The 24,692-nt window shown below is 61.9% G+C and carries 24 protein-coding genes and 1 pseudogene; 13 read left to right on the top strand and 12 right to left on the bottom strand.

The genetic code is table 11. The annotated features are described in order from the left end of the window. Positions 1-43: 43 nt before the first annotated feature. Complete coding sequence (locus KGJ62_00795; protein MDE2125111.1) at positions 44-817, top strand: sugar phosphate isomerase/epimerase; 774 nt, start codon at positions 44-46, stop codon at positions 815-817. Between the two features lie 260 nt (positions 818-1,077). Next, positions 1,078-2,013, top strand: a complete 936-nt coding sequence (locus KGJ62_00800) for a phosphoribosylaminoimidazolesuccinocarboxamide synthase (protein MDE2125112.1) — start codon at positions 1,078-1,080, stop codon at positions 2,011-2,013. Positions 2,014-2,025: 12 nt separating this feature from the next. Here KGJ62_00800 and hflX read toward each other — a convergent pair whose 3' ends face one another. After that, positions 2,026-3,315 (bottom strand): GTPase HflX, encoded by a 1,290-nt coding sequence (gene hflX / locus KGJ62_00805; protein MDE2125113.1) that lies wholly within the window; start codon positions 3,313-3,315, stop codon positions 2,026-2,028. A gap of 72 nt (positions 3,316-3,387) precedes the next feature. Here hflX and KGJ62_00810 point away from each other — a divergent pair, with 72 nt between their 5' ends. Further along, a complete protein-coding gene (locus KGJ62_00810; protein MDE2125114.1) occupies positions 3,388-4,158 on the top strand; it encodes an isochorismatase family protein in 771 nt (256 codons plus the stop codon). Positions 4,159-4,165: 7 nt separating this feature from the next. Here the strand turns inward: KGJ62_00810 and KGJ62_00815 are convergent, their stop codons facing one another. Then, on the bottom strand, positions 4,166-5,173 hold the full coding sequence (locus KGJ62_00815; protein ID MDE2125115.1) for an aldo/keto reductase: 1,008 nt from the start codon (positions 5,171-5,173) through the stop codon (positions 4,166-4,168). A gap of 128 nt (positions 5,174-5,301) precedes the next feature. Between KGJ62_00815 and hpnJ the strand changes: the two genes are divergently transcribed. Genes hpnJ through KGJ62_00830 form a run of 3 tightly spaced genes read left to right on the top strand, consistent with a single transcriptional unit; the run spans position 5,302 to position 9,926 of the window. Then, complete coding sequence (hpnJ, locus tag KGJ62_00820; GenBank protein ID MDE2125116.1) at positions 5,302-6,759, top strand: hopanoid biosynthesis associated radical SAM protein HpnJ; 1,458 nt, start codon at positions 5,302-5,304, stop codon at positions 6,757-6,759. Between the two features lie 22 nt (positions 6,760-6,781). Further along, the gene (locus tag KGJ62_00825) at positions 6,782-8,044 is read left to right on the top strand and encodes an NAD(P)/FAD-dependent oxidoreductase (GenBank protein ID MDE2125117.1); all 1,263 of its coding nucleotides are present in this window, start codon (positions 6,782-6,784) and stop codon (positions 8,042-8,044) included. A gap of 40 nt (positions 8,045-8,084) precedes the next feature. Then, positions 8,085-9,926, top strand: a complete 1,842-nt coding sequence (locus KGJ62_00830; protein MDE2125118.1) for a beta-galactosidase — start codon at positions 8,085-8,087, stop codon at positions 9,924-9,926. Positions 9,927-9,963: 37 nt separating this feature from the next. Here the strand turns inward: KGJ62_00830 and KGJ62_00835 are convergent, their stop codons facing one another. Together KGJ62_00835 and KGJ62_00840 are read right to left on the bottom strand one after the other, a co-directional pair. Continuing rightward, positions 9,964-10,230 carry a hypothetical protein gene (locus KGJ62_00835; protein ID MDE2125119.1) on the bottom strand — a complete coding sequence of 89 codons (267 nt, stop codon included), beginning with the start codon at positions 10,228-10,230 and terminating at the stop codon, positions 9,964-9,966. A 727-nt stretch (positions 10,231-10,957) separates the two neighbouring features. Beyond that, positions 10,958-11,155 (bottom strand): annotated as a pseudogene (locus tag KGJ62_00840) (prepilin-type N-terminal cleavage/methylation domain-containing protein). Positions 11,156-11,685: 530 nt separating this feature from the next. Here KGJ62_00840 and KGJ62_00845 point away from each other — a divergent pair. From KGJ62_00845 to KGJ62_00860, 4 genes are all read left to right on the top strand, one after another. Continuing rightward, positions 11,686-12,657: a ChbG/HpnK family deacetylase gene (locus KGJ62_00845; GenBank protein MDE2125120.1), complete on the top strand. Its 972-nt coding sequence runs from the start codon at positions 11,686-11,688 to the stop codon at positions 12,655-12,657. A gap of 32 nt (positions 12,658-12,689) precedes the next feature. After that, positions 12,690-13,280, top strand: coding sequence for a sigma-70 family RNA polymerase sigma factor (locus KGJ62_00850; protein MDE2125121.1), 591 nt, complete (start codon positions 12,690-12,692; stop codon positions 13,278-13,280). Positions 13,281-13,319: 39 nt separating this feature from the next. Further along, the gene (locus KGJ62_00855; GenBank protein ID MDE2125122.1) at positions 13,320-13,859 is read left to right on the top strand and encodes a zf-HC2 domain-containing protein; all 540 of its coding nucleotides are present in this window, start codon (positions 13,320-13,322) and stop codon (positions 13,857-13,859) included. 140 nt (positions 13,860-13,999) lie between these two features. Beyond that, entirely contained in the window at positions 14,000-14,980 is a 981-nt protein-coding gene (locus KGJ62_00860) for a hypothetical protein (GenBank protein ID MDE2125123.1), read from the top strand. Positions 14,981-15,062: 82 nt separating this feature from the next. On the opposite strand, the gene KGJ62_00865 is transcribed toward KGJ62_00860, so the two are convergent. Then, the gene (locus tag KGJ62_00865; GenBank protein ID MDE2125124.1) at positions 15,063-16,253 is read right to left on the bottom strand and encodes a peptidylprolyl isomerase; all 1,191 of its coding nucleotides are present in this window, start codon (positions 16,251-16,253) and stop codon (positions 15,063-15,065) included. A 28-nt stretch (positions 16,254-16,281) separates the two neighbouring features. On the opposite strand from KGJ62_00865, the gene KGJ62_00870 reads away from it, so the two are divergent. Further along, entirely contained in the window at positions 16,282-16,449 is a 168-nt protein-coding gene (locus KGJ62_00870) for a hypothetical protein (GenBank protein MDE2125125.1), read from the top strand. Here the strand turns inward: KGJ62_00870 and KGJ62_00875 are convergent. From KGJ62_00875 to KGJ62_00885, 3 genes are all read right to left on the bottom strand, one after another. Continuing rightward, positions 16,437-17,522, bottom strand: coding sequence for a M42 family metallopeptidase (locus KGJ62_00875; protein ID MDE2125126.1), 1,086 nt, complete (start codon positions 17,520-17,522; stop codon positions 16,437-16,439). The two genes, KGJ62_00870 and KGJ62_00875, sit on opposite strands and share 13 nt — an antisense overlap. Next, positions 17,519-19,075, bottom strand: a complete 1,557-nt coding sequence (locus KGJ62_00880; GenBank protein ID MDE2125127.1) for a hypothetical protein — start codon at positions 19,073-19,075, stop codon at positions 17,519-17,521. Before KGJ62_00880 ends, KGJ62_00875 begins: the two co-directional genes overlap by 4 nt. Positions 19,076-19,149: 74 nt before the next feature. Continuing rightward, on the bottom strand, positions 19,150-19,902 hold the full coding sequence (locus KGJ62_00885; GenBank protein ID MDE2125128.1) for a hypothetical protein: 753 nt from the start codon (positions 19,900-19,902) through the stop codon (positions 19,150-19,152). Between the two features lie 93 nt (positions 19,903-19,995). Between KGJ62_00885 and KGJ62_00890 the strand changes: the two genes are divergently transcribed. Then, positions 19,996-21,054, top strand: a complete 1,059-nt coding sequence (locus tag KGJ62_00890) for an LD-carboxypeptidase (protein MDE2125129.1) — start codon at positions 19,996-19,998, stop codon at positions 21,052-21,054. A gap of 5 nt (positions 21,055-21,059) precedes the next feature. Here the strand turns inward: KGJ62_00890 and KGJ62_00895 are convergent, their stop codons facing one another. Genes KGJ62_00895 through KGJ62_00905 form a run of 3 tightly spaced genes read right to left on the bottom strand, consistent with a single transcriptional unit; the run spans position 21,060 to position 22,660 of the window. Next, complete coding sequence (locus KGJ62_00895) at positions 21,060-21,587, bottom strand: thioredoxin fold domain-containing protein (GenBank protein MDE2125130.1); 528 nt, start codon at positions 21,585-21,587, stop codon at positions 21,060-21,062. 30 nt (positions 21,588-21,617) lie between these two features. Next, positions 21,618-22,082: a DUF255 domain-containing protein gene (locus tag KGJ62_00900; GenBank protein MDE2125131.1), complete on the bottom strand. Its 465-nt coding sequence runs from the start codon at positions 22,080-22,082 to the stop codon at positions 21,618-21,620. A 53-nt stretch (positions 22,083-22,135) separates the two neighbouring features. Beyond that, positions 22,136-22,660, bottom strand: coding sequence for a DUF1003 domain-containing protein (locus KGJ62_00905; GenBank protein MDE2125132.1), 525 nt, complete (start codon positions 22,658-22,660; stop codon positions 22,136-22,138). Positions 22,661-22,832: 172 nt separating this feature from the next. Between KGJ62_00905 and KGJ62_00910 the strand changes: the two genes are divergently transcribed. Beyond that, positions 22,833-24,161 (top strand): hypothetical protein, encoded by a 1,329-nt coding sequence (locus tag KGJ62_00910; GenBank protein MDE2125133.1) that lies wholly within the window; start codon positions 22,833-22,835, stop codon positions 24,159-24,161. On the opposite strand, the gene KGJ62_00915 is transcribed toward KGJ62_00910, so the two are convergent. Then, positions 24,158-24,634, bottom strand: coding sequence for a GNAT family N-acetyltransferase (locus tag KGJ62_00915; GenBank protein ID MDE2125134.1), 477 nt, complete (start codon positions 24,632-24,634; stop codon positions 24,158-24,160). The genes KGJ62_00910 and KGJ62_00915 overlap by 4 nt on opposite strands. Positions 24,635-24,692 lie beyond the last annotated feature (58 nt).

Consider the following 24,692-nt stretch of genomic DNA (forward strand, 5'->3'; position numbering starts at 1 on the left):
CGGGCGGCCAGGCAATCCAGACACTTTTGCGAGGGAGTAACCAATGCGATTGAGCTGCTGCGCGTACAGCTATCGGCAGGCCCTCCAGGCCGGTTCGATGAGCCTGGAACAGTTTGTGACCACATGCCGCGACCTGGGCTTGACCGGCGTGGAGTTGACCTCCTACTACTTTCCCAGTACGGACCGCAGCTACCTGAACCGGTTGAAGCGGCACTGCCATGCGAGCGGCATCAGCGTTTCGGGCTGCGCGGTGGGCACCGACTTTGCTGCCTCGGACGAAGCGGTACGCGCCAAACATCTCGAAACCACACTGGCCTGGCTGGAGCATTGTGTGGCGCTGGGCGCGCCGACGCTGCGGGTGTTCGCTGGATATGTCCGCCCTGGCGAGGACGCACAAGCGGCGCGCAGACATGTGGTGGAGTGTTTGCAAACATGCGCTCCCACCGCGGAGGCATGCGGCGTGGTATTGGCGTTGGAGAACCATGGCGGCCTGACAGCGACGCCGGAGCAGACCGTTGCGCTGCTGGATGCCGTGGACCACGACTGGGTCTGCCTGAATCTGGATTGCGGCAACTTCGGCGGGGACTTCTACGCCGGATTTGAACAGTGTGCACCCTACGCTGTCGCCTGCCACGCCAAGGTTCATGCCCAACCGGAGCCATCCGGTCTCAGGCCCGAAGTGGACTACCGGCGGGTTCGCCGAATTCTGGAGGAGGCCGGATATCGGGGCTGGCTGGCGATTGAGTACGAAGAGGAGGCGCCCGCGGAGAGCGGCGTACCGAGCTTTGCCGCGAGCCTGCAGGCCGCGCTGAATTAGGCTGTGTACAAAAGGGGGCGGCGCCTCCGCGTTACCGCTGCGGCGCCGCCCCACGAATTGGGGTCATGTATGAGGCTATCCTTCACTCAGTGCGCCTGGAATAGCCAGCCGGAGGATCGGCCGGCCTCACTGAAGTGCGCATCTTGCCGGGGCAAAGCCATTCCATAAGGAACGTGTTAAGTTTAGCACACTCCCATCACTCTGTCAAGCGGTGGCGGAAGGTACCATCTTTGGCGTAGGTCGCACGACGGAGGGAATGAGTGCAGGAAGCCATTCTTCATACGCGTATTCCTGGGCTGGCCGCGCCGAGAAGCGGTAAGGTTCGGGATTGCTACGACCTGGGCGGTCTGCTCCTTCTGGTGGCCACCGACCGGATCTCTGCGTACGACGTAATTATGCCGAACGGCATTCCCGGCAAAGGGAAGGTTCTCACGCAGCTCTCCGCATTCTGGTTTGGGAAGCTGCCTTCGGATGTGCCTACTCATCTGGTTTCCGCGGATGACGAATCGATACTGGACGCGCTGATGAGCGAGGGTCTGCGCATAGATGAGACTCTTGCCGCCCTGCTGAAGGGCCGGACTACGCTGGCGCTGAAGGCGACTCCGATACCCATCGAGTGCGTTGCAAGAGGCTACCTGGCAGGGTCGCTGTGGCAGGAGTATCGCGACGCGGGCGGAGAGCAGCACGAGGTGAACCTCCACGGCACCCCACTGCCGGCTGGGCTTACCGAGTCGAGCCGCCTCGCCCATCCGATTTTTACTCCCGCGACCAAGGCCGAAAGCGGCCATGACATCAACATCGGCATGGAGGAGGTCGCGGCGATCACATCGCCCTCGCTGGCCGAGCGGCTGCGAGCGACAACTCTGCAGCTGTACGCCACCGCGGCAGCAAGAGCTCTTGAGCGCGGGATCATCATCGCCGACACCAAGTTTGAATTTGGTTGGCACTCGGGCGAGTTGAGGTTGATCGATGAGGCTTTGACGCCCGACTCGTCGCGATTCTGGGACGCGGCCGCCTACGAGCCCGGTCGTTCACAAGCCTCCTTTGACAAGCAGTTTGTTCGCGATTGGCTGATTGAATCGGGATGGAACAGAACGCCGCCCGCGCCGATGCTGCCGCCGGAGGTGGTTCAGGGCACCGTAAACCGGTACTGCGAGGCATTCCGCCGGATCACCGGCGCTGAACCGGCGCTGTAGCGCAGCGGCAAATCAACGCGCCGCGCGCCGGCCCTGCTCCTGGTAAGCCGCGACGCGTCCGGCCAGGTAGTGCGTAACGTGGGCATCCACCAGGATGGCATCGTCGGCGTACTCCACGCGCGCCACCCGACCGTATTCGTAGCACTGGGCAACCAGATCGCTGCGGCTGTAGGGAAGCTTCAGGTGAACCTCCACCAGCAGGTCCTCGAGCGTAGCAACAACGCGCCGCACAAGGTGGGGAATGCCCTCGGCGGTTGTTGCCGAGATGTAACATGCGTTCTCGTCTTCGGCCACAAGCTGGCGCAGTTCGTACTTGTCGACAACCAGATCGGCTTTGTTATAGACGGTGACTACAGGCTTGTCGGCAATCTGCAGGCTGCTGAGCACCTCAAGCACGGCGTCATGCTGTTGATCGCGATGCGGGTGGTGGGCATCCACAACGTGGATCAGGAAGTCGGCCTCCAGCGTCTCCTCCAGCGTGGCGCGAAACGATGCGACGAGATGCGTAGGCAGGTTGCGGATGAACCCTACCGTATCGGTTACCAGAATGGCCCAGCCATCCGGGAGAACCACGCGGCGGGTGGTGGGGTCCAGCGTGGCAAAGAGCTGCGGGTCGGCGTAAACCTCGCTGCCGGAAAGCGTGTTGAGCAGGGTCGATTTGCCGGCGCTGGTGTATCCCACCACGGCCGCGGTTGGAAACGGCAGATTGCGCCGGTGCGTTCTCTGCTGCTGCCGAGCGCTGCGCACTTCCGCCAACTGTGCCTCGAGGTCGTTAATGGTGTCGCGCACTTTGCGGCGGTCGGTTTCCAGCTTGGTTTCGCCAAACCCGCCGCGGACTCCGATGCCGCCCTGCTGCCGTTCGAATTTGGTATAGAGGCTGCTCAGCCGGGGAAGCAGATAGGTGAGCTGCGCCAGCTCAACCTGCAGTTTTCCCTCCCGGGTGCGGGCGCGCTGCGCGAAGATATCCAGGATCAGCTGCGTGCGATCGATTACGCGACATTTGACCGCTTCTTCCATGTTGCGCGCCTGTGTGGGCGAGAGCTCGCTATCTACGATGACCAGATTTGCGCTGGCATCCAGCACACCGGCGTAGAGTTCCTCCACCTTGCCGGGGCCGATAAAGGTGCGTGGATCCGGCCGGTCGCGTTTCTGGTAAAAGTCGCCCACCACGAGCGCGCCGGCTGTTGCGGTAAGCTCATTAAGCTCTTCCAGCGCCCACGGACGCAGCGTTTCATCGGGCTCAACCGAAACCAGCAGAGCCCGTTCCACATCATTCACTTCGTGCACAGGGCGCCGATTCATGCTGCGAGTGTGCCATAGCGCGCCCCGCAAGTCAAGGCGAGTCGTTCATTTCAGTCTACCGGGAGGTTCACCATGGTAACGTTAAACAGGCGGCAACGGCGGCGTGTGGAGGGCGAGATCCGCGCCGAGGTTGAAACGCGGGAGGTTTCACCGGAGCGCCTGGCGCTGGTGCTATGCGACGTTTGGGATCAACACTGGTGCCGCGCCGCGGCCGATCGCGTGGACGAGCTGGCGCCGGCGGTGGATCGCGTAGTGCGGTGCGCTCGCGAACTTGGCGCGCACATCATTCACGCTCCCAGCGACGTTATGGGCCACTACGAGGGCTCGGTCGCGCGGCTCCGCGCGATGGAAGCGCCGAAGGCAGACCCACCTCCACTCCGGCCACCGGCGGAGGAGCCACCACTCCCGGTCGACGTTTCGGACGGCGGCTGCGAATCGGAGGGAGCGACTCCGGACTGGGTCTGGTCGCGACAGCATGCCGCGATCGGCATCGAGGATTCCGACGCCCTTTCGGATGTTGGCGACGAGGTGTACAACCTGCTTCGGATGTGGCGCATCGAAACGGCGCTGATGATGGGCGTGCACACCAATATGTGTGTGCTGAACCGGTCCTTCGCGATCCGCGCGATGCTGAGCCGCGGCGTAGATGTTGTGCTGGTGCGCGATCTCACCGACGCCATGTACAGCCCGTCGATGCCGCCTCATGTAAACCACTTTGAAGGCGTGAACCTGGTGGTTCAACACATCGAGACGTGGCTGTGCCCCAGTATCCTCAGCACCGATATAACGGGTGAAGCGGCGTTTCGATTCCGCGATGACACCGGCGGCCTGGCGTCTCGATAACGCGCCGCTACCGCAATGCCAGTTGTGGATCGCGCGGTCGCGGCAGACCGTACCACGCGTCATTGCAGGCGGCCAAATCCTCCTCCGTGAGGCTGAGCGTCGGCGCCGCCAGCGTATCCGCTAGCTGCTCGGGCCGCGTTGCGCCGACGATTGCGCTCGTTATCCCGGGCTGCTGGAGGATCCACGCCACGGCCGCTTGCGCAAGCGGTATGTTCTGTGGCCCGAAGTGCGCGGCAAGCCGCTCAACTGCCTCAAACTGTGCCTGCTTCCAGTAACGGTCAAAGTAGATCGGCGAGCGTCCCTGGAAGACATCGAAGCGCGTACCAGCCGGCGCGGGCGATCCCTCGCGGTATTTACCGGTAAGGAAGCCGCCCGCCAGCGGGTTGTAGGGTATGACGCCAATGCCCTCGTCGCGGCAGATCGGCAAAACCTCATCTTCGATCGACCGGAACAGCAGGTTGTAACGGGGCTGGATGCAGTCAAAACGAGCGATGTTGAGACGATCACTCGTCCAGAGCGCCTTTGCCAGCTGCCAAGCGCCGAAGTTGGAGCAGCCGATGTACCGTACCTTGCCGCTGTGGACCAGGTCGTCAAACGCGCGGAGCGTCTCCTCGATCGGCGTTTCAGAATCGGGCGAGTGTGCCTGATAGAGGTCGATCCAATCGGTCTGGAGCCGGCGGAGGCTGGCGTCCACGGCCTCGATGATGTGCTTCCGCGACAGCCCGGAGTTCCAGGGCAGCTGACCCATACCGGCGCGGCACTTGGTGGCGAGAACAAAGCCGTCACGTTTACCGCGCAGCCAGCGGCCCACAATATCTTCGGTTCGGCCGGATACGCCGGATTCGACAGGAACGGGATAGACGTCGGCGGTATCGATAAAGTTGACGCCGCCCTCCGACGCACGGTTCATGATCTCGACCGAAGCGGCCTCGTCGCACTGTGCCCCGAAGGTCATGGTTCCCAAACATATTACGGACACTTTCAGGCCGGTGCGGCCCAATCTGCGATGCTGCATTGTAATCTGCGCTCCCTTCGCCACGTTCGATCGGACCGTTACGTTTTACCCGGTTCGAACGACGGCCGGCGGCCTGTCAGGCGCGTGGGTCGCAGAGGTATACTGAAGCAGTATCGGTTATAGGTTCAATGGCAATAAAAACGCTGTTTCTCAGTCCCCCTTCGTTCGACGGCTTTGATGGCGGAGCCGGCTCCCGCTACCAGGCGAAGCGCGAAATCACGTCCTACTGGTATCCCACGTGGCTGGCACAGCCGGCCGCCATGGTGCCCGGCAGCCGGCTGGTCGATGCGCCGCCGCATCACCTGAACGTGGATGACATGCTGCGCGAGGCGGCCGAGTATGAGCTGGTGGTGATGCACACCAGTACGCCGTCGCTGGCCAATGACGTGGAGTGTGCTCGCCGCATCAAGGCTGTGAGCCCATCCACCAAAGTCGGCTTTATAGGGGCGCATGTAGCCGTCCTTCCGGAGAAGACTCTCACCGATCATCCGGTCATCGATTTTGTCTGCCGCCACGAATTTGACTACACGTGCAAGGAGTTGGCCGAAGGGCGTGACTGGAAGGATATCGCCGGTTTGAGCTGGAGGGCCGATAACGGCGAGCTTCAGCGCACGGGCGATCGCGAGCTGGTGCCGGATTGGGACGTGATGCCGAGCGTGATGCCGGTTTACGCGCGGGATTTAGATATCCGCAAGTACTTCATCGGCTACCTTCTGCACCCGTATGTGTCGTTTTACACCGGCCGTGGCTGCCCGGCAAAGTGCACCTTCTGTTTGTGGCCGCAAACCATCGGCGGGCACAAGTACCGCAACAAATCTCCTCTGGCCGTTGCCCGCGAGATGGAGGAGGCTCGCGCGCTATTTGGTGACACCGTCCGTGAATACATGTTTGACGACGACACCTTCACCATCGATCGCGAGCGCGCCGTGGCGATCAGCCATCACATGAAGCGCCTGAAGCTCACCTGGAGCTGCAATGCCCGCGCACATGTGGATTACGACACGCTGAAGCAGCTGCGCGATAACGGCCTTCGACTGCTGCTGGTGGGCTTTGAATCGGGCAATCAGCAGATACTCAACCGGATAAAGAAGGGCATCAAGCTGGATATGGCGCGGGAGTTCATGGCCAACTGCCGCAAGCTGGGCATCAAAGTCCACGGCACCTTCATCATCGGGCTGCCGATCGAAACGCGTGAAACGGTTGAAGAGACGATCCGGTTTGCGCAGGAGCTCGATCCGCATACGATCCAGGTCTCGATCGCCGCACCATATCCCGGTACCGAACTGTACGATCAGGCGGTTGCAAACGGCTGGTTTGCGCGCGATGGTCTGATCGCAAGTTCCGGTATTCAGACCTCCACGCTGGAGTATCCCGATCTGTCGACGGCTGAGATCGAGGATGCGGTGGAGCAGATGTACCGCCGGTTCTACTTCCGGCCACGTCCCATTCTGCGCATCGTCCGCGAGATGGCGGCTGACCGCCAGATGCTGGTACGGCGCCTGCGCGAAGGTGGCGAGTTCTTCACCTATCTCCGCGACCGCAAAGAGCAGTCTCGCCAGCGCGGAGCGGAAGCTCTGGCGCGCTGACGGCGTAACAAGGTTCAAGCTCATTCAGCAGCAGCCTCGCGTTGTGATTGTGGGTGGTGGGTTTGGCGGCCTTGCAGCAGCGCGCGCCCTCTCGCGAGCGCCGGTGTTCGTGACCGTTATCGATCGCAGCAACAGCCACCTGTTTCAGCCGCTGTTGTACCAGGTAGCCACGGCCGGGCTTTCGCCGGCCGACATCGCCCGGCCAATCCGGAACATTCTGCGGCGACAGCTGAATGCAGACGTGCTGCTGGCGGAAGTCACCGGTGTAGACCTCGACCGACGGCGGGTGAACCTGGCCGGAGGAGACTCGCGGCCCTACGACTATCTCGTACTCGCCACCGGCGCCGTGGATTGCTACTTCGGGCATGATGACTGGGCTTTTGCAGCGCCGGGCCTGAAGGGCATTCCCGGAGCGACGCACATACGCTCCCGAATTCTCCGCGCTTTCGAGAAGGCCGAAGCGGAGTCGGATCAAGGTCGGCGGAACCGACTGCTGACGTTTGTGATTGTGGGCGGCGGACCGACTGGTGTGGAGATGGCGGGAGCCATTGCCGAACTTGCGCGGTTGGCGCTGCCGGCCGATTTTCGACACATCGATACCAGGTCGGCTCGGATCATCCTTGTGGAGGCCGGCCCGCGCCTGCTGGCGGCATTCAGCGAACCGCTTTCAGCCGCGGCGCGCAGGCGGCTTGAGCGAATGGGCGTCGAGATTCGGTGCGGCTCGCGCGTGGAGACGATCGATGGCGTTGGTGTATTTGCCGCGGGAGAAGAGATCCCTGCCGAGACGGTTATCTGGGCTGCCGGCGTTACAGCCACTCCGGTCTGCCAGTGGCTGCGTTGTGAATGCGGCAGCGGCGGCCGTGTTCCGGTTCTACCGGATTTGAGCATCGAGGGCCGGCCGGAGGTATTCGTGGTGGGCGACGCCGCGCTGGTAAAGCGGGGTCACGACTATGTTCCCGGCCTGGCGCCTGCCGCGCAGCAGGAGGGGCGATACGCTGCCAGTGTGATCGCCGCACGCGCCGCGGGCCGTCCGGACCCGAAACCGTGGGTCTATCTCGACAAGGGCATGATGGCTACGGTTGGACGAAAGTTTGCCGTTGCACAAGTCGGACCACTGAAGCTGACCGGAGTCGCGGCATGGTTGGCATGGATGGCCATTCACGTCTACTACCTGATCGGGTTTCGCAGTCGCCTGCTGGTGATGCTGGAGTGGGCGTGGGCGTACTTTACGTTTCAGCGCGGCGCCCGGCTGATCACCGTGCCGGCGGATGACGCAAACAGTTGAAAGATCGCCGTTGTGTGGCCGGGGCAGAAGGAGCGTGAACATGGTTCGGAATTGTGCTGCTTTTGTAGTGACGCTAGCTGTTGTTGCGGCGGCTGTTCCTGCCATGGCCGCAATCGGCGGTGCTCCGCCCGGCTACTGGGCATCGCCAGCAACTGGCCGGCACACGTTCTCGATTGCCGGCGGCAGCTTTCTGCTGGATGGCCATGACTTCTACTTCCGGTCCGGCGAGATACATCCGTCACGCATCCCGCGAAAGTACTGGCGATTGCGCCTGCGGACCATGAGAGCTGCCGGATTGAATGCCGTATCCGTCTACATCTTCTGGAACGAGCAGGAGCCGGAGCCAGGCAGATTCAACTTCCGTGGCCGCGCCGACATCTCGCGCTTCCTGACGATTGCGCAGCAGGAGGGGTTGTGGGTGATTCTCCGGCCCGGCCCCTACTGCTGCGCAGAGTGGGAATTCGGTGGTTACCCCTACTGGCTTCTGAATGAGCCTGGCTTGCGGCTGCGGAGCCGTGATCCGCGCTTTCTGGCCTTTGTACGGCAGTATATGCTGAAGCTGGGCAGCGAGCTGCATAAAAACCTGGTGACCCACGGCGGCAACGTTTTACTTACGGCCGTGGAGAACGAGTACGGGTCTTATGGAAGTGATCTGGGCTACATGGAGAGTTTGAAAAGCATTTTCCGGGATGCCGGCTTCAACACACCCCTCTTTACGTGCGATGGTGGCGGCGAAATGGCGGACGGCCATATTCCTGGAGTGCTTCCCGGACTCAACGGCGGCGGAGGCCCGGATGCCAAGCGCCTGATCGACCGCTTTTACCCCGGCGGCCCATATCTCTTTCCGGAAGTGTATCCCGGCTGGCTGGATCATTGGGGTGAAGCTTTCAACCGCTCCGGCGCGGCCGGGGTTGCGCGCGGCGCCGATCAGATGATCGCAAACGGATTCTCGTTCAACTACTACATGTTTTGCGGCGGCACCAACTTTGGTTTTGACAATGGAGCCAACTACAGCGACCATTACCAGCCTTCGATCACCAGCTACGACTACGACGCGCCGATGGACGAATCGGGTCGGCCCACGAAGAAGTATATGCTGCTTCGGCAGGTGCTGCTGGCGCACCTGTCTCCGGGCGAGGTTGTGCCACCGATTCCGGAAATGCCGCCTGTCATCTCCGTGCCGAACATCGCGCTGAGCGAGCAGGGTTCGCTGTTGGCCAACGCCGGGCCGGCCATCCCTTCGGCCACGCCAATGAGTATGGAGCAGCTGTCACAAGCGACTGGCTTCGTAGACTACCGAACTACTGTCGACGGGCCTCTGGATGCCGAGTTGCGGTGCGGCGCGGTGCGCGACTACGCCATCGTGATGCTCGATGGCAAAACGGTTGGCGTAATGGACCGCAGGCTGCACCAGAACAGCTTGCCGCTCTCGCTGCATGCGGGTGCAGTTCGGCTGGACATTCTGGTGGAGAACGGCGGGCGGATCAACTACGGGGGCAGAATAACGGACAACCACCAGGGCATTGTTGGCGGCGTCACACTGAACGGCAAACCGTTGACCGGCTGGTTGAACTACCGGCTGCCGCTGAACCGGCCGAATGCATTCCATTTTGACGGGAGCACGGCCATCGCGCCAACGCTCTACAAGGGCGAGTTTGGTCTGGAGAGCGTCGGCGATACGTGGCTGGATATGCGAACCTGGCACAAGGGGGTGGCCTGGATCAACGGTCACAACCTGGGACGGTTCTGGTCGATCGGGCCTCAACAGGCACTGTACGTGCCGGGCGTTTGGCTGCGGAAGGGTCAGAACACGGTGATCGTGCTGGAGGAGTCGCCCACCAGCCGGCCGCGCCTTAGAACCGTGAACCACCCAATTCTGTAGCTCAGGCCGGCTTCCCGGCAATCAGGTTCGACGCCGATTAGTGGGGCGCGCTACCGCCAGGCGTTGGCTCCGGCGTACCACCCATCCATTTGGAGTTCGCCTCGCCCTGCCGCTTGGCGGCCGCCTTGGCGGCCTGCTGCTGCAAGAAAGCTTGCGCGGACGCCGGTATGCCGCCCTTTGGCGGACCGGCCTTGATGGCTGAGAGGTCGGATTTACTCATAGAGGGCCCGGTCTGACACCCAGCCAGTCCGGCAATGGCCGACACCGCGACGGCGGCGAGTAGGATGCGATTTATGGTTCTCATGGGTTCAATCTGGGCTCGCGACAAACACGACCACGGTCAGGTAGCATCCGGCGGCCAGATGGCTGGCCGCCGGATGTTGAACCTCAGGCGGAAGCGATCGAGCCAGCTACTGGCGCGTAACGTTCCACATGTTGTTTTGCGGCTGATTCTGCGGATCCGGATCCGTGGCCGGCGGATGCATCGCTTTGGCGTGGCCATCGACGAATGCGAAGTTGGCCATAGCGGTGTGAACCGGCATGACCGAGCCGTTCGGTCCGGTGTAGTCGTAAGGATTCCCGGGCGCGAGCGTGCCGTTGGCGATAGCGCCGTCAGGAATCTCGCCGGGACCTGTGTAGGTATCCCACCAGTTGACGCCAGTCACCATACAGCCGGGACCCCAGTAGTAGGTTGCGCCGGCGTCGCCGTCGGTAAGTACACCGACGTAGACCGAGTCACGCTCGGAGAGCATGATCGACTCCGCCGGGCGTCCTACGCTGGCGTCGTTCTGGGTGATGGTCCCCATCCAGGATGGCTGCGCGAGGCCCATAACGCCGAACACGCTCCAGTGCGCTCCGTCCCAGTTCATGTAGCCGTTGGAGACGTACGACATGCGCGGGCCGGCCCAGGAGTATCCGGACGGCGGTGCGGGCGCCGGATCATCCGGGCAGCGAAGAATCTGAAGATTCTTGATGTAGGGTTGGGTCAGCACGTACCACGTGCAATCCCACCAGGAGTCCTGGAGACCCGTCGGAAAGACCTCGTCATAATCCTGATCATACATCAGGACGGAGAGGGCGAGCTCCCTGGTATTGGAGAGGCAGGATATGCCTCGGGCTTTTTCCCGTGCTTGGGCGAAGACAGGAAAGAGGATCGCTGCTAGTATGGCTATAATTGCAATAACCACGAGAAGTTCGATCAGGGTGAATGCAGAACTGCGTTGTCTCATCTTGCGGAAAACCTCCGCGGCGCCTCGATTTAAAGGCGCCGCCGTTGCGCCACATGAATTTCCCGTCTGCCAGCACGACTTCCTCAGCGCACTACCCCTTCGGCCGGCTCCGTCGACAATCTGCCCCGGGACACCGGGCCACAACCCAAGCGGCTGCGGCCGGGCGCCTTCTCAAAACAGAACTGCCTCGGCGGTCGCCAAAGCGGGCTGCACAGCGCTCAGGCTATGCTGGTTTCTACCCCGGATCGACTCCCCTTGACTTGGCCTGAGCGCCGCACGGACTTCGTGCCGGTGCGGCGAGCACGCTGCTGCCAGAGTACGTCGATGTGCGATCCGAGGTTCATCGTTAAATCATTGTGAGCTATTTTACAATACTTCGCGGATTTGTCAAGGGTTTGGGCGAAAAAACTTGTAAACTGCTGCGTACAGGCTCATCCACCGTGCGCGGGGAAACGCGCTTTCCCTGTTCAGCACCTTCCGCGGCCACAGACCGAATAGCTCACGCCGTGGATGGGTGGGCCAAACGGATTATGGCCGTAGAGAGTACGGTTGACGACGCCTCCGATGTTATTGGCTCCACAGCCAAACTCCTGCCTTACGTTGCTGCCATGAAGCTGCTGATTGTAAATGCGGATGATTTTGGGATGACTGCACGCGTGAACGCCGCGGTAATCTCGTCGCATCGCTCCGGGGTGCTCACCAGCGCCAGCCTGATGACGGCAGAAGTTGCATTTGAGCAGGCAGTCTCACTCGCCCGCGACAACGCCGACCTTGGTGTGGGTCTGCACCTTGCGTTGAGCTGTGACCGTAGCCTGCTGGGCCACGGGCGACTCACCGCAATCACAAGACGCGATAACAGGTTCCACAAAAACCCAGCGTTTGCCGGCCTGCTTTATGCGCTGTCCGGCACGGCCTTCCGGCAGGCCGCAGAGGAGATGCGCGCGCAGTTCCAGCGGTTTTCCGACACCGGCCTCCCATGGTCTCACGTTGATGGGCACCAGCACATGCACATGCACCCACGGGTGTGGAGGTACATGTTGGGGCTTTGCGCCGAGTACGGCGTCTATCGGCTGCGCGTTCCGCACGAACCGTTGATCGCTCACTTCCGGCTTCGAGGCGACGGTCCCGGCATCAACACGGCCGGGCTCTGTATGCTTCGCGCCATTCGTCGCCGCAACCTGGCGGAGCTGGATCGACGCCGCGCGGACGGCGTTCGCTGGTTTGTGTGCGATCAATCGTTCGGCACGCTGCAAAGCTCGAACATGAATACTGCGTACGTGGAGGCGCTGATCGGACGGCTGGGCGACGGTACGTTTGAGATCTACGCGCATCCCGGCACGGCCTATGCACGCCGGTCGCAACGCAAGCACGACGAAATCGATGTGGAGCACGCCGCATTGATCAGCACCTCGGTGCGCCTCGCTGTAACCGCGGCGAGGTTCCGCCTGTGCACCTATGCCGAAGCGGCCGCGAGTGAACAATGCAGCCCCGGCCGCGTCTAAACGCCCGGTAAGTGCCGACTGCGGAGTGTGCGATGGTCGCGATGGGGAAGCTTATGGTCGCGGACGCCGCGCTTGTCAAGCGCGCTCAGGCCAATGACCGTGCTGCGTTCAACGATATTGTGCTGCGCTACAAGGCGCGCGTCTACAATTACGTCTACCGGATGGTTCACTCTGCGACCGAAGCAGAAGACCTGACTCAGGAGACGTTTGTGAAGGCATACCTGAGCATCGGCTCGTTCCAGAGCCGTGCCAGCCTGAATACCTGGCTCTACCGAATCGCTACAAATGTGTGTATCGACTTCAGCCGACGCAACCAGAAGCTGCAGAACACCGTCTCACTCTCAGCCGAGACAGAAGCCGACGATGACGAACGAGAACTGCCGGACGCGACTTTTGATCCGCAGCGGCTGGCGCTGAACCGCGAGTTGGGCGACAGACTGGATTTGGCTTTGCAGGGCCTGCCGGAGAAGCTGCGGACCGTAGTGCTTCTGTATGACGTGGAGGGATTGGCATACGATGAGATTGCCGGGATACTCGGCTGCCCGCTGGGCACCGTGAAGAGCCGGCTGTTCAACGCTCGGGCATCGCTGCGCGAGCGGCTCTCACCGTACCTGATGGCATGACGACTCGCCGGAGCCTGCTCCGGCCGACAGGTAAAAGAGATGGCAAGTACTAATAGAATGCAAACTGAGTGTGACGCGATTTCCGCGCTACTACCCGGCCTGGCCGGCGATCAGCTCTCGACGCGCGAGGCGTGGAGGGTTGAGCGTCACCTGCCGAATTGTACCGAGTGCGCGGCGCTGGCTCGCCAGTACTATTTGCTCGCAGATGCGCTGCGATCCGCGCCGGGCCACGACACCGGGCTCAACTTTATGGCAAGACTGCACGAGCGACTGGATGTTCTTGAGCCGGTTCGCGCCCACCATCGAGTCGGCGATATGGTGCGCGGCTGGCTCGGTGGGCTGCTTCCGGCCACGGCCCAGGTTCGCCGGCCTGTCATCGGCCTGGGCGTCGCTGCTGCCCTGACCGGTGCGGCGGTCCTCATGATGTGGCCCGCCGGCGCGCCGCAACTGACAGCCATCTCTCAAACATCGCTCGCGCGCAACACGGCAATCACCGCCAGCAATCCGTTTGATGATCCTGTCGCCGCTCAACTGCAAGCGCGGTCCGCGGCCACCGCAGCGAGAACGACAAGCGAATGAAGCTGGCGCCTCGGTCGAACCCCCTTCAAACCGGCAGGCAGCGGTGGCGATGTCGCGCTCTTTGCGTGCCAATCGCCGCCGCAGTGCTCACCCTGCTATGGGCAACGCCTCCTGCTGCGGCCCAGCGAGGCCGGCCGAGATTGCCGCTACGACTACGGCTGCAGCGCCCTGCCGTGCGCGTGTTGGGCAGGCATCCCGGCGGTCCTATTGCAAACCGCCGCGTGCTGCAGCTTCTCGCCCACATGGTGCACCCCACCGCCGAATACAGCGGCACGCAGGTAACGCAACGCGGCGGCGTGGTATCGCGCCAGCAGATTGAAGGCGATACGCGCGGACGGGTTGTACGCACATTTCTTGCACCGCCGGATATGGCCGGGGATGTTATGATCGTTGGACCAAAGCAGTACCGGTACTACCACCGCCGCACCAACACGCTGGATGTTGCGCTTTGGCCCACGCAATGGAACGCCAACGTGCAGCGATTCCTTCTGCTGGTGCAACGCGGCGTGGTTCAGGCCGCGGTTGTTGGGCAAGAGACCATCGCCGGACGGAATGCCGCCATTGTTGCCCTTACAGCCGGGGCACACCAGATGAAGTACTGGATCGACATGCCTACCGGCATCGAACTGCAGAATGAGGTTTCGGGACCATCCGGGCTAATATCGCGGTCGTACCTCGAAAGCGTTACGGTTGGCCCCACCGCGCAAGTGCAGCCCAGCGCATTCAACCTGCGTATTCCCAACGCTCGCGTGAACACACTCTACCCAGGTGACCAGTTTCAAACTCTCGCGGAAGCCGCGCCCCATTCGCCATTTGCCGTGCTGCAGCCCACACGACTGCCACCCGGTTACTCACCACACGGCGTCTGGGTTTTTGGCGGCAGGAACCCGAATCCGAGGGCGACGTCATTGCTGTTACGGTACAGCAACGGCGTGAGCAGCTTCAGCCTGTATCAGCATATTGCGCCCGCGACGGTGCGGGCGCAGGTTCCAGCGGCCTTCACCTTCCGCAGGAGCGTTGAGCGCTGGGTAGTTTCCGACGGGCAGCGAACCGTAGTCGTGATCTACATGGGAGATCTTTCGCCAGCGAATGTGCGCGCGGTTTACGAGTCGCTGCGCTAACGGTGCGCTTCAATGCCAATCCGGGCGGACAGCCATGGCTGCCCGCCCGGATTGCGACCTGCGCTGCCGAACCGCCTGACCGCTACGGATGGTGCGGCGGCGGTCCTTGCTGTTGGGGCGAGCGGCCGTTATTTGGCGGCACGGGACCGCCCGGCCTTGGCGGCACCATGGCGGGAGGCGCCGGCCGCAGGTAGTTCTCGATCTTGCTGCTGCTCATCAAAGCCGACATCAGGTTGTTGCGCGTGGAGGCAAGGTAACTCTGGAGTGCAGTTTCGCGCGCGGCCGGGCTTATGTCTTTCCCCAGCTTCTCCACCTCAATCAGGTGATATCCGAACGTTGAGAGCACCGGTTGGCTGAGCACTCCAGGCTTGAGCGCAAAGGCGGCGTTGTCGAACTCCGGCACCATACTTCCACGCAGAAACACACCCAGGTCACCGCCGCGGTCCTTGGTGCCCGCATCATCGCTGAATGCTTTCGCCTCTTCGGCAAACGTCTTCTTCTTGCTTCGGATATCGGCGGCCACTTGCTGCGCCTTCGCCAGTGCGGCCTTCTGAGCTGCCGCGTTAGCCTGCGGATCCGGCTTGCCTGTGGAACTCACCGGATTCGTGATTTTAAACAGGATGTGGCGAGCCTGCAAGAAGTCGTTCGGGCCGATCGGGTGGCCCAGCTGCTGCTCCAGCTGCTTCTGAGTGATGTCATCCATCAACACCTGAAGCCGAATGTTCTGCTCAAGCTGTTCCCGCGAGAAGTTGCGCTGCGCCAGGAACTGGTCATCCGTCACGCCGGCGGGGATGATACCCTCCTTGTGAAGTTGCGCAAACAGCTCGGCTATGCGCGCCTGGACCTGTGCTGGGGTAGCAGTGACGCCAACCTTGGCCGCCTTTTGATCCAGGGCCCGCTCCATGAGCATGCTCTGCAGTCCGTTCTGCACAATGATCGGTGGGTTGGCGCGGACAGCCGCAATCGCCTGAGCCTGCGTAACCGTGTATGTCGCTGCGTGGGCCGGCCCAAAGAGCGCTGCAGCAACATCGATACCAACGGCACTGGCCACCGCCTGCTGAAACTGCTGCGGATTGCTGGTCTTGAGGAAGTCCAGAAACTGCGCCCATGTGATGGGCTGACCATTTACGCGGCCAACCACGTCATTCGGCCCTGTTGGGCGGGGCGCCGCGGGCTGTTGAATGGGAACCGGCGGGCCCTGGGCCAGTGCTTTGCCTGCCGGCGCAAGCGTAATAGATGTGGCCAGCAAAAGGCCACCGATTGGAAACTTCAACACGAGGCTCCTTTCAAGGATCCGAGGAATGCCGAAACGGTTCACCGTCAAGCACATGATCCGGCGACGCCCGGAGGCGTTTTCCGCACCCATACTTATACGCCACGCGGGCAAGAACCTGTTTCCAACAAGCGGCGGATGCTCGGTTCTGACGCTGCCGGCCGTACAGTATAACACGACCGCTCAGCTCGATTGAAAATCGGCGTTATAGCCGTACTCACGCGTATGGGCAACCTTGAGCCACGCGGCGAGCAGTTGAATTGCGCCTGCGATATCCTCCACATTAGCCATTTCATTCACCGTATGCACGTAACGCGTTGGAACAGATAGTGTGAAGCTGGGAACGCCGGCGCGGCTTCTCTGTATGGCGCCGGCGTCGGTACCACCGGCAGGAAGAACTTCCAACTGATATTTGATGGAGTTCTCATCGGCCACGTCACGGAAGTGACGGACCAATCTGGGATGACACAGCAGCGATGAGTCGGTGATTTTGACAGCGCACCCTTCTCCGAGCTCGGTCACATGTTCGTGGTCTGCGGGACCGGGATAGTCATTGGCCAATGTAACATCCAGCGCGATCCCGATATCAGGTTCCAGCGCCCATGCCGCCGTGGTGGCGCCGCGCAGGCCCACCTCCTCCTGAGTGGTGGCGGCCGCAAGGATCGTGGCCTCCGTTTTCTCGGAACCCAGCAGGCGGAGCGCTTCCAGCATCACGAAGACGCTGAGGCGATTGTCCAGCGTTTTACTCACCACCACGTCGCCGATACGTTCGGCGGTGCGATCCATCGTCACCATATCGCCTGGCTCAACCTCTGCCTTGACTCGATCGGCGGGCATGCCGAGATCCACAAACATCTCCTCCACACGGGGCGGTTTGCGTGCGTCGTCTGCGCTGAGCATATGGATCGGCTTGGATGCCTGCATGAGAGCACCACGCAGCACGGCCCCGCGGTATCCGTGTACCAGCACGCGCTGGGCCACCATATTCCGCGCATCCCAACCGCCGACGGGCTTGAGCCGCAAGAAGCCGCGTTTATCCACGTGCTTCACCATAAAGCCTATCTCGTCCAGATGCGCGGCAACCATCACGCGCGGGTGCTGGCGGTGACCATTCCTTGTGCCTGTGAGGTTTCCCATCACATCGCACTCCACGGAATCGACCAGCCCTCGCATCTCGGCTGCTACGAGCGCGCGGATCGGCTCTTCACGGCTGCTAACGCCGGGCGTTTCACAGATCCGCTTGAGGAGATCGAAATTGATGTCGGTCATGGATAGCTCCTGGAGGTGACGGCAGGCTCGGGATGTCGATGAAATACGTAGAAGTCGGGTGGGCGGCCAGGCACTCGGAACGAACGCACGAAAAGATACTTCGACGAGGGCAGCGGCACGCCCTGCCTGCCCAGGGTGCGTATCTCCGCCGGACGCAGGCACAGCCAGTCCGGCCGCAGCCGGCGAACGATATCGCCGAGCGGCTGGGCTGTACGGTATGAAGCGAGCACCTCCGGCGATACCAGCGCAATCTGGTCCAGGATCGGCCTATGCGAATAGTAGCCCACATAGCCGATCGGCTCAAGGAAGATGCGTTCGTTGCGGGCAGCGTGTTCTCGAAACCAGATGCCCATCGGGCGGCGAAGTGTGTTCTCCACCCACTGAGTGTGCGCCACATCAGCCCGCACGCTGCGCACGTGAACGGCCCCGACCAGTGCAGCGCCGGCAAGCGCGACCGGCCCGACGCCCTGGAGCCGGCTGCGGGTTGAGTCGCCAAGATGGGCAATCGCAAATCTCACCACCGCGTCTCCGCCGATGCCGGCTACGATGAGAAACACCGGCCAGGGCGGCAAAAAGTACCACGCGAAGGCCGGCACGTGCGACGTGAGCATCGTTACGTAGTAGATAGCCAGCCAAAGCAGCGCCGGCGCCAACAGCGGCAGCCCTGTAAGGTGACGGTTGCGCTGAAAGATACGCGCAGCACCAACCAGGAAGCAGCACGTGAGACCCAATTGCACGGCGCCGCGAAGAAACTGCTGTTCAAATGCCTTGAGGTTCATCGCGCGAAGCGTAAGCCCGCGACCGTAAACCGTCAATTTGGCAACCAGCGATAGGGGAATCGGCGAGCCGAAATATACGGTTGCCCAGATCACCCAGGGCAGCGCCACCAGCAGGGACGCGGCAACACCGCGCCATGGAACACAACGATTGCGCAGAACCCAGAAGATAACGAGGAGAGCAAGCAGCAGCAGACCGTCGATGCGGAGGAGGAAGAGGAGGCTGCCGAGCAGGCACATCAGCGTAGGTTGATCCTCGATGAAAGCCAGTATCGCGCCGAGGCTTACGCAGGTTACCAGGCCGGATTCCATGCCGCCGGTGCTGATGTTTATCGGTGTGGAACCAACCGCGTAGAGCAGCGCTGCAGCCAGACCGGCCCATGGCAGACCGATCTTTCGCGAGGCAAGAGTCCGCCAGATAAGCCAGCACGTGAGAGAATCGGCGGCAATGTTTAGCAGCTTTCCACACAAGCCGGCATTGAGGCGCATCGAAGCAAACAGCGCCAGCAGCAGGGTGTATAGCGGCGTGGTTGTGCCCAGCACACGGTGGCCAGGATTGTAAACAAACCCCAGGCCCTGCGCAATGTTGCGAGCGTAGCGCAGCGTAATCAGAAAGTCTTCCGCCGTACTACCGGTTGTGGTGGAGACCCAAATGCGGCTCACAAACGCCAGGATGGCGATCGTCAACGCAGCCAGTGCAAGCCGATGGGCGCGCGCAGCCTGTAACACCGGCACGCCTTGCTGCGACTCCGACAAGGGCCGTGCCGCGCTACTCAAGGCCACCGCTCAATCCGAACGCAGTCGGGCCGTGCGCGCGCCACGCAACTCGGCGAGGGCAGAGCTTTGGTTCCTCAGCGGTCACGCGGTCCGCTGCGGCGCTTCTCCCACATCGCTTCGATCTCCAGCCTGACACGAGCTCGCGACGCGGATCGACGCTCTCCCCGCGAAGCCCGCGCTGCTTTTGCCAGGCTGCTGGCAGCGAAACGGCTGAGCTTCACGGTATCGCTGCGCTTTGCCGGCCGCGGAGTCTTGCCATAGGTGCCGTCCGATATCTGCTGCTCGCGCAGCGCCCGGCGCGCATCTATCGTCTTCTGGGTGATCAGCGTCCGAAGAAGCAGGTCAGCCAATGGATTCAGTACGCAGAAGTTGCTCTGCATAAAGCGATGGTGCAGGTGATGATGCGCTCGGAGGAACTGAAACCAGCGGAACCGCTCAACGAAGTGGTTCCGGGGAACATGCATGTTCCAGTGCATGTATTCATAGACCAGGAAGTAAGCCACCACTCCAGCGACACCGCCGAAGAGTGTGTAGTGCACGAAATGGTTGATCAACATCATCACGGGCAGATGCAGCGCCACGATTCCCGGCAGCGCGTACGGCTTCAGCAGGATGTGATCGGTGTGGCCCTCTTCCTCCACATAAAAGCTGCCGTCTCCACGGTAGATGCCGTGATGCTGGACGGTATGGCCGTAGAAAGCAAGCCGTGGCGGCCGCCGCTGGTGCATCCAGTACTTGTGCCAAAACCACTCAAAAAAGCTGCCGTAACTGATCCATAGGAGAGCGGAAGCCAGTTCGTGAAGAACCGTTGTGGGATTAACGACCATGCATCGACCTCTGCGGACTCGCTGTGGTAGAGAGCCTGACCCGCCCGCTTAGAATACCCGGTGGAGCGCTTCGACACGCCGACCGGGTACACCATGGCTATGCAGCCACTGCTAAAACCAAACTTGCTGAGGGCCGGTGACCGCATCGCAGCCGTTTCGCTCTCTTCCGGCGCTGCCGCGCGGTTCCCACACCGCTATCAAGCCGGCTGCCGCCAACTGGAGGCAGAGTACGGCGTAACCGTTACCAGCATGCCCAACGCCCTGCGCCCACATGAGTTCCTGGCGGCGAACCCACAAGCCCGGGCGGATGACCTGATTCAGGCGCTGGAAGACGACACGATCTCGGGGATCTTCTCGACGATTGGCGGTGACGACTCGATTCGCCTGCTGCCACTGATCGACCCGGCCCATATCCGCCGCCATCCGAAGCCGTTTCTGGGTATGTCGGACACCACAATTACGCACTTTCAGTTTCTTGCCGCCGGTGTCGCAAGCTTCTACGGTCCGGCAATCATGACAGGCTTTGCTGAGAACTGCGGCATGCACGCCTACACGCGCGATGCCGTGCGCCGTGCACTTTTCGAGCCTGAAACCGAGCGGCGCCTTCCCGAAAACCCGGAAGGCTGGACGGTGGAGCACCTCGACTGGCAGGATCCCGTCAATCAAGGTATCCGGCGTCGGCTGCAGCCGCCGATGCCATGGCGGTTTGCTCAGGGCGAAGGTGTGGTTTGCGGACGCTTGATCGGCGGGTGCATCGAGGTCCTGGATTGGCTGCGTGGAACGTCAGTATGGCCTGCAGCCCATGAGTGGGAGGGCTCGATTCTGTTCATCGAGACGTCGGAGGAGGCTCCGGAACCGCTTGCGATGCTGAGGATGTTGCGGTGCCTCGCAGCTGTTGGCGTGCTTGAACGCGTGGAGGGGGTTCTTCTGGGGCGACCGGGAGGAGCCAAAGTGGACCCGGCGCGATTTAGCGAGTGGGAAATCGCGCTACTGGGCGCCCTGCGCGAGGCCGGCCGCGAAGATACTGCCGTTGTGACCCGGATGGACTTCGGACATACGGACCCGGTGGCCGTGCTGCCGTTTGGCTCGCTGGCGGAAATCGACTGCGTACGCAAACAGATCCGGCTGCACCCGGGCGCTGCCCTCAAATAGTGTGGCTACGGCCCCTTGTAGGTGAGCGCCGCACGCATGTACCGGGCAAATTCGGGCGCAGGCTCGTAACCGCTGATGTACGAGACCACGTTGCCTTCAGGCGATACAAAGAGGATGTAGGGAAAGCCGGTAACTCCGACCTCCTTTGCAAGACGGTCAGCAGCGACATCCTTTTCGGGATTAGCTTTCAGCGTCACGAAGCGCCGGGCCAGAGAACGAACGACCGGATCGGTATAGGTCGTGTGGTCCAGCAGTTTGCAATACTCACACCAGGTTGTATAGAAATCGACCATCACCAGCTTATGGCGCAGTCGCGCTATGTGAAAGGCGACGCCTACGTTTTGCTGCCACGAGATCGTTGGCGCCACAACTTTTGCCTTGTGTACCGGATGGAGATGATGCGCGGGCTTTGGTGCGTGGTGACCGGCAGCCGGCTTTTTGTGCTTGCCATGATGGCCGGATGGCGCCGCAAGCGCCGAGGACGAGGATACGCAGAGGACCAGCGCTGCGGCTACAGAATATGGTTTTCTCATGGAGTTCCGCATGCTGCTGTCACATTAGGATCAATCGCGGGCCAATAAATGCTGCATGGCAGGCAAAAGCGCAGACGCAGGTGTATAGCCGGTAAAGCGATATGCAGGCGATCCGTGGCTGGTGAGGAGTATTGTAGTGGGCCAAACAGTGACGTGATAACTCCGGGCCGTTTTCGTATCGAGGGCGCGCTCCAGGCGCACGCATTGAAATCGCGTGCTGAGGTTTTCCACGCCGACATCGGCAAACGTTTCGGCATCCATTTTGGCCGACCAGCCGCCTGATGCGGATTGGAATGCCAGCAGAACGGGTTCTCTGGTTCGTCGGGACGCACGGAGAGCAGATCGGTACGTTGGCGCCCAGGTCATCAATCCGCCCGCGCGGCTCTCACGGATTGCACCGAGCACGCCGGCGCCCAGTAACAGCGCCATGAATGGGAGCCAGCCAACCGCTCGTTCCACGGCTCGTATCAGCTTCGTGTGAAGGTTCTTGTGCATAAGCTGCAACGGGTTGCGCCCGCATTATAGCGCAGATTGGAGCACACTGCGCGTCAAGCTGCCGGCGGAGCATCCTGATCGGGCACCAGCGCGGCGTCCAACTTGCGTCCCTGTGTCTTGAGGAGCTGCAGGATCAAATCGGCCTGGTACTCCAGGTGCTCCAGGATCAGCTCAACCTCCTTCTCGGCCTTCACGTTGACTTCAAAATCGTTCTGTGCGCGCAGTTCGGAGTGGCGGCCCTGGAGATTTTGACCAACCATAATCAGCGGCATCAGCAGGATCTGTATCACGTTGCTGATGAGGAGGTAGGCAACGAACGCGGGAAACGGGTCAAAGGCGTGGAGGCGCAGCGCCGGCAGCTCAGAGGCGGCAATGTTGTAGCCGGTCCAGACGACAGTCCAGACCAGGATGATAAGGAAAAAGCCCATCGTCCCTACTCTTTCGGTTATGAGGAGGGCTGCGCGGTCCAGCATGGTGAGGCTCTGCTCATGCTCGGAGTTGATATCGCGTGGCGGTTTGATGCGCTTTCGCAGCTCAGCGAGCTTGGGCGGGCGGGCCGGTGGTGTTGCCTGAGTCATCCGTTGGCTCCTGTCATTTCCGCGGTGGTAACTGCCGGTGCGGCCGAGCGTACGGTCGTTTTGAGCTATTGTCCGGCACGGGGCAGGAATCCTGCCTGCGCAACGTAAGAGGCATTGTGGGGTCAAACATAAACTGTTGCTTGCACACGTGAGGACTGGGCGGGAGGGTCCATTGAGAATTCGAGTGGTAGGTTTGCCTGCCGTGCTGTGCTCGGCGGCCTGGTTGGCGGCAGTTGGCGCGCGTGCCCGCGCAGAAATTACCCTGGCCCCGATATTCGGCGCCGGCGCGATACTTCAACGGGACGCGCCCCTGACCATCTGGGGCACGGCCCAGGACGCCGAGCGCATATCGGTAACGCTCAATGGACACCATGTAACCACAGTGGCGTCGAACGGCAAGTGGCACGCCGTCTTTCCCGCCATGAAAGCGGCCGGCCCGGTAACTCTGGAGGTGGCCGGCAGCAACACCATTGTTCGGCACGAACTCTGGATCGGCGAGGTGTTTCTCTGCACAGGCGGCAGGTTGGTTTCGGCGCCGCTGCCGACCGGCTCGACGCCAGGCACACTGGATCAGGCGCCTCCAGTTCGCGTGCTTTATGCAGGGTCCAATGCGGGACAAGCTGGTTGGCAGGAAGCCCGTTCCGCGATGCCATCGGCTGCCATGTTCGCGTTCGCGCAAGCGCTGCGGCAATCGACGCATACGGCGGTCGGGCTGGTCGTGGCCGTTGACCGTTCTGCGCCGATCTCATCGTGGATAGCGCCAGGCTCTGAACCCGGTTCACCGGCAGCCGTGACGACAGCGACTGCGGCGGGCCCTGCGTTTTCGAAGTTGATTGCACCGCTGGCGCCATACAGTTTCGGGGCGGTGATTCTGGCGCCGGGCGTTGCCGACCTTGCCGAGGCCTCCGCCTGGCGCGCCCGGGCGGGCTGGCTTATCTCCGGTTGGCGCAAGCTATGGAGCCAGCCACTTCCGTTTGTGCTGGTGCAGGCGCCGGGGCACACCGGTCCCGGCAGCATGGGCGGTTGGCCCGAATTGCGCGAGGCGGAGTTGGGCGCCAGTACGACGACGGCCGGAGTTGCGCTGGTGGTTACGGCGGACCTGGCGCCAGATGATGCCTCCGGCGATAAGAACCCATCGACGATAATTGGTCAACGGCTGGCTGCAACCGTGCAGATGTTCGGCTCCGGGTTCACAGGTGGTCCAACCGGGCCGCGGCCGATCGGCATGCAGCGGGAGATGAATCAGTTCCTGGTGACTTTCGACCATGTCGGAAAGGGACTTATCGCTCCAGGCGGCGAACTGGACGGCTTCGAAGTTCAGGACAAAGGCGGTTTGTGGCATCCCGCAGAGGCGTTTATCCGCCGGGGTAACACCGCTATCGTGTTTTGTGAAGGGGTGGATCCGCCGGCAGCGGTGCGGTATGGCTGGGCCGACGCTCCGCAGATGAACCTGGCGAACAGTGACGGCGCCCCGGTTTCGCCATTCCGTCTGACACCCTAAGTGGCGTGCAGCTGCTTGCGCATGAGGCGGTGCTCAATATTGGCATCCAGGAACACGGGTCCCTCAGCGGAATAGCCCAACGCTTCGTAGAAGGGAATGGCATGCAGTTGCGCGTCGAGCTTTGTGCTCTTGATGCCAAGCCGCCTCGCCTGCGCCTCGACGGCCGCCATCAGGAGTCGTCCGACGCCGTGCCGGCGGTGCCGGCGCAGAACGGCAACGCGGCCAATCTTGCCCGCGCCACCGGCCAGTACGACCAGCCTTGCCGCCCCAACAGCCTCCTGCGCGCCGCTCGAATGGAAGAGCGCGAGAAAATGGTAGGCCGTGTCGTCCCAGGCATCCAGCTCCTCCTCTTGTGGCACCAACTGCTCGACCACAAACACCGTTACGCGCACGTCAAAAGCTTGAGCGCGATCTTCCGCGGAGGTTGCCGCCACAACCGAGTAGCGGGGAGGTTCTTGAACCGATGGCGGCATGGAGTCACCTATTCCCCCAACAGGCGCCGCCTTCCTCGGTCCGCCAATCGGCCCACAA

The organism is Armatimonadota bacterium (assembly GCA_028871815.1).
In the GTDB taxonomy this organism is placed as follows: domain Bacteria; phylum Armatimonadota; class Chthonomonadetes; order Chthonomonadales; family Chthonomonadaceae; genus REEB205.